The organism is Nonomuraea sp. NPDC005650 (assembly GCF_040605375.1).
GTDB lineage: Bacteria > Actinomycetota > Actinomycetes > Streptosporangiales > Streptosporangiaceae > Nonomuraea.
The window spans coordinates 138,619-151,934 of the sequence record NZ_JBEXCR010000020.1 but is presented as its reverse complement, the minus strand read 5'-3'; the positions used below and the strand labels follow the sequence as shown (position 1 = coordinate 151,934).

Below are 13,316 nucleotides of genomic sequence, written 5' to 3'. Positions count from 1 at the left end.
GTCGTGGAGTCGTGGAGTCGTGGAGTCGTGGAGTCGTGGAGTCGTGGAGTCGTGGAGTCGTGGAGTCGTGGAGTCGTGGAGTCGTGGAGTCGTGGACGCGGGTCGGTGGCGAGCGGCTCCGTCGGGTGGGCTTTGGGGATAGGCGCGGGTTTGCGGGTGGAGTCCGGTCGAGGGCCGCCGACGTGGGTGGTCGTGGGCCTCGATTCTTTGCGGATGAGGGCTGGTGGTGCCGAAGGCTGGCCAGTGTGGCGCGTTGGACCGATGGGGCCGGTTGGGCCGATGGGGCCGTTGGGGTGGGTTGGGGTGGGCTGGCGCCTGAACTGGCGGATGGGGAGGCTTGCAAGGCTGGCTGAGGGGTGCGAGTGCGAAGTGGTGGTGACTCGTGGGTCGCGTTGGGAGCGTTTGAGGGGTGAGGGTGCGCTGCTGGGTCGGGTTGAAGGGCGCGACTCGCGGTTGGCACCGCGGTGGCGCGGGCGTGCGGCTGTGGGCCTGGTGGTGTGGCCATGGGGGCGGTGGAGGTCGTAAGCGCAGTGAAGGTCGTAAGCGCGGTGAAGGTCTTAGGCGCGGTGGAGGTCGTAAGCGCGGTGGTGTGGGGCCGTGGAAGCGGTCTGTGGCGTTGGTCGGGGCCCTGGGCGCATGGTGCTCGTTCGAGGGTGTGTTGCTCTCACAGCGGCCTGTGGATGGGCAGGCGTCACTGATTGGCCTATAAGGCCGCCCAGCGTCGGCTCGGAGGTGCCGATGTGCGACTGCGGCTTGCGAGGGGTGAGTGGTGACGACTCGCGGGAGTGGTCCGCAGCGCTGACTCACCCTCACGGCACGCTTGCATTGCTCCCCTCCGAACACGCCCGCATTGCTCGCGGGAGTCGGCGCGTGTGCCCGTCGTACGAGCGGTACGCCACGCTGGGCCACCCTCTCTGGCCACGACGGCGGCTCGTGAGCGTGGCACGCGGCGTTGGCCGCCCCGCGCGGTGCACCGGGGTCGGCTCGCCGGCTCAGTGCGCGGTGTCGGCTTCATGAGAGGCACGGATGTGGCTCACCAGAGGGGCCGATGGGGCTGAGGGTGAGGGGCTGCGGCCCCGTGAAGCCTGTGGCGGAGGCGCGCCGGCACCGGCGGCCGGCCAAGCTGGACGACCAGGATGAGCGGGCGGCCAGGATGAGTGGGCGGGTGGGCTCCGGGCCCCGGCTCGTTACCCCGAGAAGCCCTCCTTGGGCATCTCCAGGTCCGCCTTGGCCAGTTCTTCCACGTTCACATCTTTAAACGTGACCACTCGCACGTTCTTCACGAACCGCGCCGGTCGATACATGTCCCACACCCAGGCGTCCTGCATCTTCACGTCGAAGAAGACGTCGCCGTTCTCCGCGGTACGGACGTCGAGGTCGACCGAGTTGGTCAGGTAGAAGCGACGCTCAGTCTCCACCACGTATGTGAACAAACCGACGACATCCCGGTATTCGCGGTAAAGCTGCAGCTCCATCTCGGTTTCGTACTTTTCGAGATCCTCTGCGCTCATCGCGGTCCTCCTGTCGTACCGGTCCCCCGGTTCGCCTGGTCAGGCAACCCCGGCCCCCATTTCATTTTCACCCATCTCCCTCGCCACCGTGACGAAGGAGTATCGGTGATCAGGACACGGCCCGTGCGTTTCCAGCGCCAGCCGGTGTCCTGGTGTGACATACCCCTTGTGCACCGCGAAGCCATACTGCGGATAGCGCTCGTCGAGCGCGACCATGAGGCGGTCTCGCGTCACCTTGGCCACGATCGACGCCGCCGCCACGCATGCGGCCACCTGGTCCCCCTTCCACACGGCCAGCGACGGCGCCGGGAGCCCCGGCACCGGGAAGCCGTCCGTCAGGATGTACTCCGGGTCACAAGGCAACTGTGCGACAGCCCGCCGCATTCCTGAAACGTTGCTTTTGTGAAGACCTTTTGCGTCAATCTCCCCCGGCGGGATGATCACCATGCCGATGTGGGAGACGCGGACGATCTGGTCGTACAGACGTTCGCGCACCGCCGGGGAGAGCAGCTTCGAGTCGCCGAGGCCGTCGATCTGCCTGCGCAGGATCACGGCCGCGACGACGAGAGGCCCCGCGCAGGCGCCGCGGCCGGCCTCGTCGACGCCCGCGATGGGGGTGAGGCCGCGGCGGGCGAGCGCCCGCTCATAGGCGTAGAGTCCGGAATCGCGCCGGACGACGCTTGGCCGAGGGCGGAACGCAACTGTCATGACAGAGGCAGCGTACGCCCCATACGCCGCGAACCGCGACCGAAAGCGCCCGCTATTTGACCTTGTCAAAAGTGTCAGGACGGGAGAACAGATACCCCCGTGACAGCGGCCAGTAGCGCACCACGGCCTTGCCGATCACATCGTTCTCCGAGATGAACCCGCCTCCGGCCTCCTCCATGTGGGCCCGCGAGTCGGCCGAGGCGCTGCGGTGGTCGCCCATCAGCCAGAGCTTCCCGGGGGGCACGGTAACGTTGAACTTATCGCCGGAAGCGTAATCGCCCGGGTAGAGGTACGATGCCTCGTCCAGCGGCGTGCCGTTGACCGTGATGTGCTTCTTGGAGTCGCAGCACACCACCTTGTCGCCGCCGACGCCGATGACCCGCTTGATGGTGTCCTCGCCGTTGTTCCAGCCCTTGAACACCACGATGTCGCCGCGCTCCGGCGCGCCCGCCAGCTTGTTGACGAACACCCGGTCGTTGATCAGCAGAGTGTTCTCCATCGAGACGGACGGGATGTAGAACGAGCCGATCACGAACGCCTGCAGCAGCAGCGCGATGCCCACGCCCAGGACCAGCAGCAGCACCGTCTCGCGGAAGCCGCCCTTCTTCTTCTCTTTGCCCACGCCCTCCGCCTTCTTGGTGACGGCCATCAACGCCTCCTCCCCAGCCAGCGGCGACGAACCAGGACCAAGGGTACGGCCAGCCCGAACCCGGCGACCAGCGGCACGGAGTCGCCGAGCGCCTGAAGAGCGGGTTGCGCGAACGTGTCCGGGATGTCGATCGAGGCCGCCCGGTTGAACGGCCAGACGATCACGAAGGCCCGGCCGATGACCTGGCTCACGGGAATGGACCCGCCGCCCGCGTCACCGGTGTGGGACCGGGAGTCGAGCGAGACCGACCGGTGGTCGCCCATCACCCACAGCCGCCCCTCCGGCACCGTGATGTCGAAGAACTTGTCGGACGGCACGTTGCCCGGATAGAGATAGCTCTCCTCGTCGATGGGCGTGCCGTTGACCGTGATGCGATTCTTGGGATCGCAGCACTTGACGTGGTCGCCGCCGACGCCGATGACCCGCTTGATGTAGTCCTTCTCGCCGGGCACGATGCCGAACGCCGTGCCGACCCAGCGGAAGAAGGCCGCGATCGGGTTGGACGGCTCCTCCATCTGGAACTCGCCGTCCCAGGAGTCGACGCCCGAGAAGACCACCACGTCACCGCGCTCGATGTCACGCGTGTGATAGACGAGCTTGTTGACCAGGACCCTGTCGTTTTTCAACAGGGTGTTCTCCATCGACTCCGACGGAATGTAGAAGGCCTGGACCACAAACGTCTTGATGATCAGGGCCAGAACCAAGGCCACGACGACAAGAACGGGAAGTTCTTTCCAGAACGACCCCTTCTTCTCCCGTTTCTCGCCTTTTGCTGGCTTCTGAGTCTCTTCGGCGACCACGTCCACCTCGTCCTCGACAGGGCGGCGCGGCGCGCCGTGCTCCTGGCTCTCGCTAGTCATCGCTGACGAGCCTAGATGATGCTTCGGCTCGACAAGCCTCGACCGACGTTACACCCATGCACGAGTCGCTCCACATAAAGGAAACGGCCCTGTAAAGCCGAATGGCCCGCGCGAGTGCGCGGGCCATCAAAGAACGGGCTACTTGGCGGGCGTAGCCTCGCGCTTCTCGCGGATGCGGGCGGCCTTGCCGCGCAGGTCGCGCATGTAGTAGAGCTTGGCCCGGCGCACGTCGCCGCGGGTCACGAGCACGATCTTCTCGATGACCGGGCTGTGCACGGGGAAGGTCCGCTCGACGCCGACGCCGTAGCTGACCTTGCGGACCGTGAAGGTCTCGCGGGCGCCGGCGCCCTGCCTGCGCAGCACGAAACCCTTGAAGACCTGGATACGGGAGCGGTTTCCTTCGACGACTCGTACGTGAACCTCGAGCGTGTCGCCGGGGCGGAAGCCCGGCACGTCGCTACGCAGCGTCGCCTTCTCGAGCTCCTGGATCTTCGTGTGCATGAGAGCTGTCCTCAAGTCCTCGTGAGCACGCGGAGGTCCACCCGGCCGGGGCTCGCGGCGGACACGCCTGCTGATGTGATGAACCCGGGACCGTTTCCCGGGCATGACAGACCAACCAAATGACGGTTGGCAGCGATTCAGTTTGCCATATCTTCGCGCCCGACGCGAAACGACAGCTCCTCAAGGAGCTTCCTGTCGTGCTTGTCGAGCGTGTCAGGGTCGAGCGCCGCCGCCAGCTCCGGCCTGTTCCGTACGGTACGGCGCAACGCCTGGTCACGCCGCCATCTGGCGATTTTTCCGTGATGTCCGGACAGGAGCACATCAGGCACTTCGTGCTCCCGCCAGACGGGCGGCTTGGTGTAGACGGGACCTTCGACCAGATTCTGCATGGATCCGGGCGCGAAGGAGTCGTCCACGGCCGACTGGGCATTGCCGAGCACCCCGGGCAGCAGCCGCCCGATGGCCTCCACCATGACCAGCACCGCCACCTCGCCCCCGGCCAGCACGTAGTCGCCGATGCCGACCTCGTCGACCCGCAGCCGGGAGCCGTACTCCTCCATGACCCGCGAGTCGATGCCCTCGTACCGGCCGCACGCGAACAGCAGCCACTGCTCCCCCGCCAGCTCCTGCGCCAGCTCCTGGGTGAACGGCCGCCCGCTCGGCGTCGGCACGATCATCCGCGGCGCGCCGTCCCCGACGACGGTGTCGATGGCCTCGCCCCACACCTCGGGCTTCATGACCATGCCCGGCCCCCCGCCGTAGGGGGTGTCGTCCACGGTCTTGTGCACGTCGTGGGCCCAGTCGCGCAGCTGGTGCACGCGTACGTCCAGCGTGCCGCGCTCGCGGGCCTTGCCGATCAGCGAGACGTCGAGCGGCGCGAAGTATTCAGGGAAGATCGAGATGATGTCGAGCCGCATCAGAGCAGGCCCTCTGGCGGATCGACGACCAGCCGGCCACCCTTCAGATCGACCTCGGGCACCAGCGCCTTGACGAACGGGATGAGCGCCTCGTCCGCCCCGGCCCTGCGTACGACCAGGAGGTCCTGGCCGTGGTGGAGGACATCGGTGATCTCGCCCACGGGCTCCCCGGCGACGGTCTCCACCGTCAGGCCGATGAGCTGATGATCGTGGAACTCGTCGGGGTCATCGGACGGCGTCACCTCGGCCGAGTCGATGACGAGCATGGTGCCCCGTAGCTCCTCCGCCACGTCGCGGTCGGCAACCCCCTCGAACGCCAACAGCAGGAAGCCCTTGTGCCAGCGGCGGGCCGCGATGACCAGCGGCCCCCTGGCTGCCGGGTCCGTGGCGATGGACGTGCCCACGGCGAAACGCAGCTCGGGATCGTCGGTGCGTACCTCGACGGACACCTCACCGCGCACCCCGTGCGGACGGCCGATCCGGCCGACGACCAGCTGCAACATGAACTCCTAACGCAAGCGCCCCCATCGGCCGGCGAGGCCGATGAGGGCGCGGAAACCTGACGCTAACGGACTGCTTCGTGCAGGTCGAGCAAGTCGACCCGTACGTACTTCCCGTCGGCCAGGGCGTTCACAACGGTGCGCAGAGCCTTGGCGGTGCGCCCGCCGCGTCCGATGACCTTGCCCAGGTCCTCGGGGTGCACCCGGACCTCCAGGACGCGCCCGCTGCGAATGCGGCGTGCGCGGACCCGGACATCGTCTGGATGTTCGACGATGCCCTTCACGAGGTGCTCGAGAGCCTCCTCGAGCACGTCAGGCCTCGCCCTCGGGCTGGGTCTCGGCGGGGGCCTCAGCCTCTTCCTTCTTCTTGGCCTTCCTCGGCGTGGTGGCGGCCGTGCCGGTGTCGCCACCGGACAGCGCCTCCTTGGCCGCGGCCTCGTAGAGGGCGTGACGGTCGGGCGCGGGCTCGGCGACCTTCAGCGGCGCAGGGGCGGCCTCGCCCTTGAACTTCTGCCAGTCGCCGGTGAGCTTGAGCAGCTTGAGGACGGGCTCGGTCGGCTGCGCGCCGACCCCCAGCCAGTAGGCCGCACGCTCGGCGTTGATCTCGATGCGCGAAGGGTCGTCCTTCGGGTGGTACAGGCCGATCTCCTCGATCGCCCGGCCGTCACGCTTGGTGCGGCTGTCGGCGACGACGATGCGGTATTGAGCGTTGCGGATCATGCCGAGCCGCTTGAGCTTGATCTTGACTGCCACGGGTGTGGTCTCTCCTGCATTCGAGCGTGGGTGAACGGCATCTCGCCGAGTGGGGCACGACGGGACGACGCTCCAGGGACAGGCGCGTCCGGCGGGAGATGAGAGGGCACCCGCATGGCCACGATGTTCCAACATGCCATTGTGCCAGATCGACGGCACTGCCAACGACGTTCCGTCACGGCGCGTTGCCTTCGTCCGTGCCCGAATGGCTCCCGGAGGCTCAGCACCGCCCGCGACCAGGCCGCACGTACGGCGAGTGACCTGCTCATGCTATCGCCCGGGTACGCGATCCCGGGCGATCCCGGTCGCCGACCGGCTCGCGCCCCCAGCGCAGTCGTACGAGGAGCGGGGCGGCCAGGCGCGACGGGTGCAGGCGCTCACGGCGACCAGGGCACGGGTGAGCGGGATCCCGCCAGGTGCCGGAGCACGCCACCGCCAACGCGGAAACCCGGGGCGCGGGCCGTCGACAGCATGGACGCGCCGGTGGCCGAAGTACCGCGCCGCACGCGCCACTGGCCGGTGAGCCGGTGCCGCCGGAGTACCGGGCCGCGCGGACACCTGCGCCGTCGACAGCCGGGACGCGCCGCTGGTGGGCCGTGGCGCAGAACGGTGAGCCGGAGTGCCGAGGTGGCACCCGCGCCGCCGGGAGGGCTCCCGGCGGCGGTTTACTTCTGGCCGGGCAGGCGGAACTTGGAGGGGTCGAAGCCGGGCGGCAACTCCATCCCCGGCGGCAGCTTGCCCCCCAGGTTGCCCAGCAGCCCGCCGCCCTGGGGCTCGGCCGCGGGAGCCTCTTCGGCGGAGGAGGCCTTGCCGAGGGCCGCCTTGCGCGGGTCGCCGCTGACGCGCCGCCCCTTCTTGACCTTCTTCTGCGCCTTGGCCGCCTTGCCCCGGCCGCCCGGCATGCCGGGAATGCCCATGCCGCCCGCCATCCGCTTCATCATCTTCTGGGCGTCGAAGAAGCGGGTGACGAGGTTGCTGACGGCGGTGACCGTGACGCCGGAGCCGGCCGCGATGCGGACCCGGCGCGACCCGTTGATGATCTTGGGGTCCTGGCGCTCCGCCGGCGTCATCGAGCGGATGATGGCGGCGATGCGGTCGAGGTCGCGGTCGTCGATGGAGTTGAGCTGGTCGCGCATCTGCCCCATGCCGGGCATCATGCCCAGCAGGTTTTTGATGGGCCCCATCTTCTGGACCATCATCATCTGCTCGAGGAAGTCCTCGAGCGTGAAGTTTTCGCCCGACGTGAGCTTGCCCGCCATCTTGGCGGCCTGCTCCTCGTCGAACGTCTTCTGGGCCTGCTCGATCAGGGTGAGGATGTCACCCATGTCGAGGATGCGGGAGGCCATGCGATCGGGGTGGAAGGCGTCGAAGTCTTCCAGCTTCTCGCCCGTGGAGGCGAACATGATCGGCCGGCCCGTGATGTGCCGTACCGAAAGGGCGGCGCCACCGCGGGCGTCGCCGTCGAGCTTGGTCAGCACGACCCCGTCGAAGCCGACACCCTCCATGAACGCCTGCGCCGTCGTGACGGCGTCCTGGCCGATCATGGCGTCGACCACGAACAGGACCTCGTCGGGCGAGACCGCGTCGCGGATGTCCGCGGCCTGCTTCATCATCTCCTGGTCGATGCCCAGGCGGCCGGCGGTGTCGATGACGACGACGTCGTGCTGCAGCCGCTTGGCCTCGTCGATCGACGTGCGGGCGACCGCGATCGGGTCGCCGGTGCCGTTGCCCGGCTCGGGGGCGTAGACGGCGACCCCGGCGCGCTCGCCCACGACCTGGAGCTGCTGGACGGCGTTGGGGCGCTGCAGGTCGGCGGCGACCAGCATGGGCGTGTGGCCCTGCTCGCGCAGCCACTTGGCCAGCTTGCCCGCCAGAGTGGTCTTACCGGCGCCCTGCAGACCCGCCAGCATGATCACGGTCGGCGGCGTCTTGGCGAGGCGGAGCCTGCGCGTCTCGCCGCCGAGGATCGCGATCAGCTCGTCATTGACGATCTTGACGACCTGCTGCGCCGGGTTGAGCGCCTGGGAGACCTCGGACCCGCGGGCGCGCTCCTTGACCTGGGCGACGAACGCCTTGACCACCGGGAGCGCGACATCGGCCTCCAGCAGGGCGATGCGGATCTCGCGGGTTGTGGCGTCGATGTCGGCATCGGACAGCCGGCCTTTGGACCGGAGGGAGGAGAAGACCGATGTCAACCGGTCGGATAGCGTCTCGAACACGTGGTTGGCCAGTCCTCGAAGCGAATGAACGTCTAAGACTCCAGCCTATCCGCTCCGCTAGCCGCTCCAGCCTGGCACGGCCATGCGGACCGAGAGAGCGTGCTCGACCAGGTTGATCAGCGCGGTCTTGACCGAGTCCTTGGACCTGGCGTCGAGGCGCACCATCGGGATGTGCGGCGCCAGGGTCAGGGCGTCGCGCACCTCGACGTCACTGTGACCGTAGACGCCGTCCCATCCGTTCACCCCCACGATGAACGGCAGCTGAGCTTCCTCGAAGTAGTCGATCGCGGGGAAGCTGTCCGCCAGGCGCCGCGTGTCCACGAGCACCACCGCGCCGATGGCACCGCGTACGAGGTCGTCCCACATGAACCAGAACCTGTGCTGTCCGGGGGTGCCGAACAGGTAAAGGATCAGGTCGCGATCGAGCGAGACGCGGCCGAAGTCCATGGCGACGGTCGTGGTCGACTTCAGCGGGGTCATGCCCAGATCGTCGATGCCCGCGGAGGCGTCGGTCATGACGGCCTCCGTGGTCAGCGGCATGATCTCCGACACCGCGCCGACGAACGTCGTCTTGCCCACCCCGAACCCACCGGCGACCACGATCTTCGTCGAGGTCAAACCGGGGCTAGAGCCTGCGAAGTCCACTGAGCACCCTTTCCAGCAGGTTGACGTCCGGCCTACCCGCTTCCAGCTGCGGCTGATGCACCCGAACCAGGCCCTCTGCCGCCATATCCGCGATCAGAACACGCACCACCCCGAGGGGGATCCGCAGCAGCGCCGAGACCTCAGCCACCGACCTGACCTGCAGGCACAGCTGGCTGATCGCCTTGTACTCGGGAGTGATGTGCGAGAACTCCCGGTGCTCGGCGGTCGCCGAGGACACCAGTGCCTCCATGGCCAGCTTGACCTTGGGCGCGGTACGCCCGCCGGTGACGGCATAGGGCCGCACCGGCGAGGCAGGGTCATTGCTGGGCGGCGGAGGCTGCCAGCTCCCGCTGTTCTGGGAATCCCATGCACCGCTGTTATGGGATTCCCAGCCGCCGCTGTTCCATCTCGGGTCTGTCACCTACATCACCTGGTCTGGCTGGCACGCAGTTCGGCGCGCACAGCCGGAGTCAGCACCTGACCGGCGCGATCAACCATCAGCGTCATCTGATACGCCACCAGACCCATGTCACAGTCCGGAGCCGCCAGCACCGCCAGGCACGAGCCGTCGCTGATCGACATGATCAGCATCAGCCCGCGTTGCATCTCCACGATCGTCTGGTTGACCGCACCGCCCTCGAACACCCTGGCCGCACCCTGCGTCAGGCTCACCAGGCCCGACGCGATCGCGGCCAGCTGGTCAGCCCGGTCAGCCGGGAAGCCCGACGAAGCCGCCAGCGGCAACCCGTCGGAAGAGACGACCACCGCGTGCGCGACGCCAGGAACGGTGCTGACGAAGTCGGTGATTAACCAGTCCACCCCACGCGCCGACTGGCTCAGGTCATTCATGTGCGCTCATCCCTGCTTTCAACACTTCTCGGACCGGAGGGATACGTCCTGCCCTCGCTGATGTCGTCACGTGCCGCCCTGAACCCCTGCTGGAAGCTCGAAAGGCGGCTGCGCACCCGGTCCGGCGAGACCGCCGGCATGGGGGCGACGCCCTTGGGCGCCGAGACGGTGTCGGCCGAGCCGGGCACCAGGTTGGCCTTGGGCACCCGCTTGGGCAGTCCCGCCGCGGTCGCGCCGTCACGTACCGGCTCGACGACGGCTTCCGCGGCGCTCCAGCCCGCGTCCGCCTTGGCGGAACCCCAGGTCGCGCCACCCTCGTTGCCCTGCTCGAACCAGGCCGACTCGACCGAGGCGAAGATCGGCAGGTATTCGTCGCCCCCGGAGGCGGGCTTCACGGCCGGGATGGGACCGGTCGCCGCCGACTCGGTTTCGGGGAAGTCGTACCTCGGCTGCCCCATGTCCATCTGGTCGCCGCCGAAGGGCCGCCTCGGCAGGGAGTTGTTGTCCTGGCCCCATTCGCCCGGCCGGCTGTTGGAGTTGCGTGCCGGAACCCAGACGTCAGAGGTGTCGTACCCGCCGCTGCTGCTGCGCGGGTCGGCCGGCCAGCCCACGTCCACGCTCGGGTGCGCCGAGAACGACGGCTGTGAGGGGAACGACGGGTGCCCCGGCCCGGGCTGGTAGCCTCCCGGCCCCCACTGGGGAACGGGCGGCGGCGGCATGGGGGGCTGCATCGGGGGTTGCATCGGGGGTTGCTGCATGGGGGGCATGGGCTGACGGGCGCCGAAGCTGTCGTCGAACGAGTCCAGGGTCCCCATGCCATTGCTTCCGGGGGTCGCATAGGCGGGAGACTGCGAGCCCAGCAGCGCTTCCGGCATCAGGACCATGGCGGTCAGACCGCCGGTGCCGTGCGGGCGCAGCTGCACCCGGATGCCGTGGCGGTGCGCCAGCCTCGCGACCACGAACAGGCCCATTCGGCGCGACACAGACACGTCCACGGTGGGAGCGTCCATGAGGCGGTCGTTGGCAATGGTGAGCTCATCAGGGGTCATGCCGATGCCGGAGTCGCTGATCGACAGCATCACGCCGCCGCCGTCGATCCTGCTCCCGGAGACGGTCACCCTGGTCTCGCGCGGCGAGAACGACAGGGCGTTCTCGATCAGCTCGGCGAGCAGGTGGATGACGTCGTTGACGGCCTGACCGGCCACGGCGACGCCGTCCGGGACCTGGAGGACGACCCGCTCGTAGTTCTCGACCTCGGACAGCGAGGCGCGGGCCACGTCGACCAGCTTGACGGGCTTGCTCCAGCGGCGGGGCGGTTCCTGGCCGGCGAGGACCAGGAGGTTCTCGCTGTTGCGCCGCATGCGGGTGGCCAGGTGGTCCAGCTTGAACAGGTTCCCGAGCCGCTGCTCGTCCTGCTCGCCCTGCTCCAGTCCGTCGATCAGGGTGATCTGCCGTTCCACCAGCGTCTGACTGCGGCGGGACAGGTTCACGAACATCGCGTTGACGTTGCTGCGCAGGCGGGCTTCCTCGCTCGCCAGCCGGACCGCCTCGCGGTGTACCTCGTCGAACGCCCGCGCGACTTCACCGATCTCGTCCTGAGAGGCGACACCGATCGGCTGGACGTCGACGCCGTCCCCGACCGACTCGGCCTCACGAAGCTGACGGACGGTGTCGGGCAGGCGGCGACCGGCGATGAACAGCGCCTCCCTGCGCAGCCTGCGGAGGGGGCCGCTCAGCGAGCGCGCCATGAAGATGGTGACCAGCAGCACCAGGATGAGCAGGATCAGGATGGCGATCGCCACAATGACCGCGTTCTGCTGCTCGGACCCTTCCAGGGTGCGGCTGCGGAGCACGATGGAGTCGGCGGCGCGCTGCTCGACCTTGCGCATCCCGTCGATGGTCTCGCTGATGGCGGCGAACCAGTCCTTGCCGTCACGGGTGAGGCCGAGCTTCGGGTCCGACACCTGCTGCGGCTGCCCCAGGCTCTGCAGGAACAGAGCTCGGGCGGCCAGGATCTCCGCGCGGTCGACGGCCTTGCCGCTGACGGTGTCGTCGTACGCCTGGCGCAGCTCAAGGGGGACCTGTGCCCGGAAGGTGGCCAGCTCACTGTTCTTCTGCGCGCGGGCGGCGATGAAGGCGTCGAGCTCGGCCCGGCCGAACTCCTTGGTCGCCAGGGCCGACACGAGCAGCGCGCGCTGCGTGGAGACGTACTGCTTGGCGCGGGAAAGGGCGGCGAAGCCGGAGACGACCGCCGAGAGCTCCTTGTCGACCGCACCTTGATCGATGGTGTCGTTCAGGGAGAGAAGATCTGTGATGAACCGGTCGTAGAGCTCGATGACGGAGTTCACGTCAAGCTGGGAGTCCATCGCGTTCTTACGCGCGGTCTCCAGCTCGTTGAGGCGGTTCTTGATACGCAGGGCCTCGGGCGCCTGAGGGCTGTCGGAGGACGCCAGCGCATCGACGCCGCCCTTGACCTCGGCGACGAGCTTGTTGACCGGCTCGTACTGATCGGTCACTTCATCTCGGCCGGCCCTGCGCCCGAGGGCGACGAAGCGCGCGGTGTAGTCGCGCTCCACCTCGACCTCGTGCGCGAGCGCGGTCAGCCGGCTCGCCATCACGGCGACCTCGTTGACCTGCGCGTAGTCGCCGGCGCTCGAGATCGAGGTGGTGACACGCAGACCACCGAGCACGAGCGCGGCGAGCGTCGGGATGACGACCAGGACGAGCAGTTTGGAGCGCACGCGCCAGTTACGCAGGGAGAACCGCGACGCCGTCCGAGGCTTGCCTGCCTCACCCGCATTGCCTGGCGCGACCTGCTGGGGTCCACCAGACGCATGCCGGGGGGCTTCCTCTATTAAGCCCGGATCCCCGCCCACAGAGGGGACAACACTCTTCACTTGCCTCCGCAACCTCTCCTCGGACGGTCTGGTGCACGAAGATCACGTTATGCAGGTGTTTGCGGTGTGACGCCGACGCACCCTTGGGGCGAGAGCTTATTGGAGCACATCAACACGAGATCGGCCAATACCGCAAAGATCACGGTCGACACACGGCAGCACATTTTACGCAAATCACAACACCTGCCACAGGCCCTCGAAGTCAAGCCGAGTCAGAGATATTAATCGGACAAAAGGGATATATCGCCACATATGGTGATATATCTTGTTAATTTTAGGAGTTCCCGGTGCATCGGGAACTACGGGC

At 67.9% G+C, this 13,316-nt stretch carries 14 protein-coding genes; all 14 read right to left on the bottom strand.

All coding sequences use genetic code 11. The features are described 5' to 3' along the window. Window positions 1–1,187: 1,187 nt before the first annotated feature. The 14 genes from ABZS69_RS32690 to ABZS69_RS32625 all read right to left on the bottom strand — a co-directional run bounded on the left by ABZS69_RS32690 (window position 1,188) and on the right by ABZS69_RS32625 (window position 12,853). Window positions 1,188–1,511: a DUF2469 domain-containing protein gene (locus ABZS69_RS32690; protein WP_026215037.1), complete on the bottom strand. Its 324-nt coding sequence runs from the start codon at window positions 1,509–1,511 to the stop codon at window positions 1,188–1,190. Between the two features lie 39 nt (window positions 1,512–1,550). Then, window positions 1,551–2,219, bottom strand: a complete 669-nt coding sequence (locus ABZS69_RS32685) for a ribonuclease HII (RefSeq protein WP_355379180.1) — start codon at window positions 2,217–2,219, stop codon at window positions 1,551–1,553. 52 nt (window positions 2,220–2,271) lie between these two features. Next, window positions 2,272–2,868 (bottom strand): signal peptidase I, encoded by a 597-nt coding sequence (lepB, locus tag ABZS69_RS32680; protein ID WP_355379179.1) that lies wholly within the window; start codon window positions 2,866–2,868, stop codon window positions 2,272–2,274. Next, window positions 2,868–3,728: a signal peptidase I gene (lepB, locus tag ABZS69_RS32675; RefSeq protein ID WP_355379178.1), complete on the bottom strand. Its 861-nt coding sequence runs from the start codon at window positions 3,726–3,728 to the stop codon at window positions 2,868–2,870. Before lepB (ABZS69_RS32675) ends, lepB (ABZS69_RS32680) begins: the two co-directional genes overlap by 1 nt. 138 nt (window positions 3,729–3,866) lie before the next feature. Further along, window positions 3,867–4,229 (bottom strand): 50S ribosomal protein L19, encoded by a 363-nt coding sequence (gene rplS, locus ABZS69_RS32670; RefSeq protein ID WP_355379177.1) that lies wholly within the window; start codon window positions 4,227–4,229, stop codon window positions 3,867–3,869. 137 nt (window positions 4,230–4,366) lie between these two features. After that, a complete protein-coding gene (gene trmD / locus ABZS69_RS32665; RefSeq protein WP_355379176.1) occupies window positions 4,367–5,146 on the bottom strand; it encodes a tRNA (guanosine(37)-N1)-methyltransferase TrmD in 780 nt (259 codons plus the stop codon). Further along, the gene (gene rimM, locus ABZS69_RS32660; RefSeq protein WP_355379272.1) at window positions 5,146–5,646 is read right to left on the bottom strand and encodes a ribosome maturation factor RimM; all 501 of its coding nucleotides are present in this window, start codon (window positions 5,644–5,646) and stop codon (window positions 5,146–5,148) included. Before rimM ends, trmD begins: the two co-directional genes overlap by 1 nt. A gap of 65 nt (window positions 5,647–5,711) precedes the next feature. Further along, window positions 5,712–5,957, bottom strand: coding sequence for an RNA-binding protein (locus tag ABZS69_RS32655; protein WP_043634919.1), 246 nt, complete (start codon window positions 5,955–5,957; stop codon window positions 5,712–5,714). A 1-nt stretch (window position 5,958) separates the two neighbouring features. Beyond that, entirely contained in the window at window positions 5,959–6,399 is a 441-nt protein-coding gene (gene rpsP, locus ABZS69_RS32650) for a 30S ribosomal protein S16 (RefSeq protein WP_355379175.1), read from the bottom strand. A gap of 665 nt (window positions 6,400–7,064) precedes the next feature. Next, window positions 7,065–8,618 (bottom strand): signal recognition particle protein, encoded by a 1,554-nt coding sequence (gene ffh / locus ABZS69_RS32645; protein ID WP_355379174.1) that lies wholly within the window; start codon window positions 8,616–8,618, stop codon window positions 7,065–7,067. A 57-nt stretch (window positions 8,619–8,675) separates the two neighbouring features. Beyond that, window positions 8,676–9,236 carry an ATP/GTP-binding protein gene (locus tag ABZS69_RS32640; protein WP_355379173.1) on the bottom strand — a complete coding sequence of 187 codons (561 nt, stop codon included), beginning with the start codon at window positions 9,234–9,236 and terminating at the stop codon, window positions 8,676–8,678. Between the two features lie 7 nt (window positions 9,237–9,243). Then, a complete protein-coding gene (locus ABZS69_RS32635; protein ID WP_168022241.1) occupies window positions 9,244–9,567 on the bottom strand; it encodes a DUF742 domain-containing protein in 324 nt (107 codons plus the stop codon). 122 nt (window positions 9,568–9,689) lie between these two features. Continuing rightward, complete coding sequence (locus ABZS69_RS32630) at window positions 9,690–10,112, bottom strand: roadblock/LC7 domain-containing protein (RefSeq protein WP_103955821.1); 423 nt, start codon at window positions 10,110–10,112, stop codon at window positions 9,690–9,692. Continuing rightward, complete coding sequence (locus ABZS69_RS32625) at window positions 10,109–12,853, bottom strand: nitrate- and nitrite sensing domain-containing protein (protein WP_355379172.1); 2,745 nt, start codon at window positions 12,851–12,853, stop codon at window positions 10,109–10,111. The genes ABZS69_RS32630 and ABZS69_RS32625 overlap by 4 nt, the downstream gene beginning before the upstream one ends. Between the last annotated feature and the right edge of the window lie 463 nt (window positions 12,854–13,316).

What these genes read in the sequence shown, in the direction of transcription:
- rplS (WP_355379177.1), bottom strand. Translation starts at nt 4,229, where the DNA reads ATGCACACGAAGATCCAGGAGCTCGAGAAGGCGACGCTGCGTAGCGAC.
- ABZS69_RS32630 (WP_103955821.1), bottom strand. Translation starts at nt 10,112, where the DNA reads ATGAATGACCTGAGCCAGTCGGCGCGTGGGGTGGACTGGTTAATCACC.
- ABZS69_RS32690 (WP_026215037.1), bottom strand. Translation starts at nt 1,511, where the DNA reads ATGAGCGCAGAGGATCTCGAAAAGTACGAAACCGAGATGGAGCTGCAG.
- lepB (WP_355379179.1), bottom strand. Translation starts at nt 2,868, where the DNA reads ATGGCCGTCACCAAGAAGGCGGAGGGCGTGGGCAAAGAGAAGAAGAAG.
- ABZS69_RS32685 (WP_355379180.1), bottom strand. Translation starts at nt 2,219, where the DNA reads ATGACAGTTGCGTTCCGCCCTCGGCCAAGCGTCGTCCGGCGCGATTCC.
- lepB (WP_355379178.1), bottom strand. Translation starts at nt 3,728, where the DNA reads ATGACTAGCGAGAGCCAGGAGCACGGCGCGCCGCGCCGCCCTGTCGAG.
- trmD (WP_355379176.1), bottom strand. Translation starts at nt 5,146, where the DNA reads ATGCGGCTCGACATCATCTCGATCTTCCCTGAATACTTCGCGCCGCTC.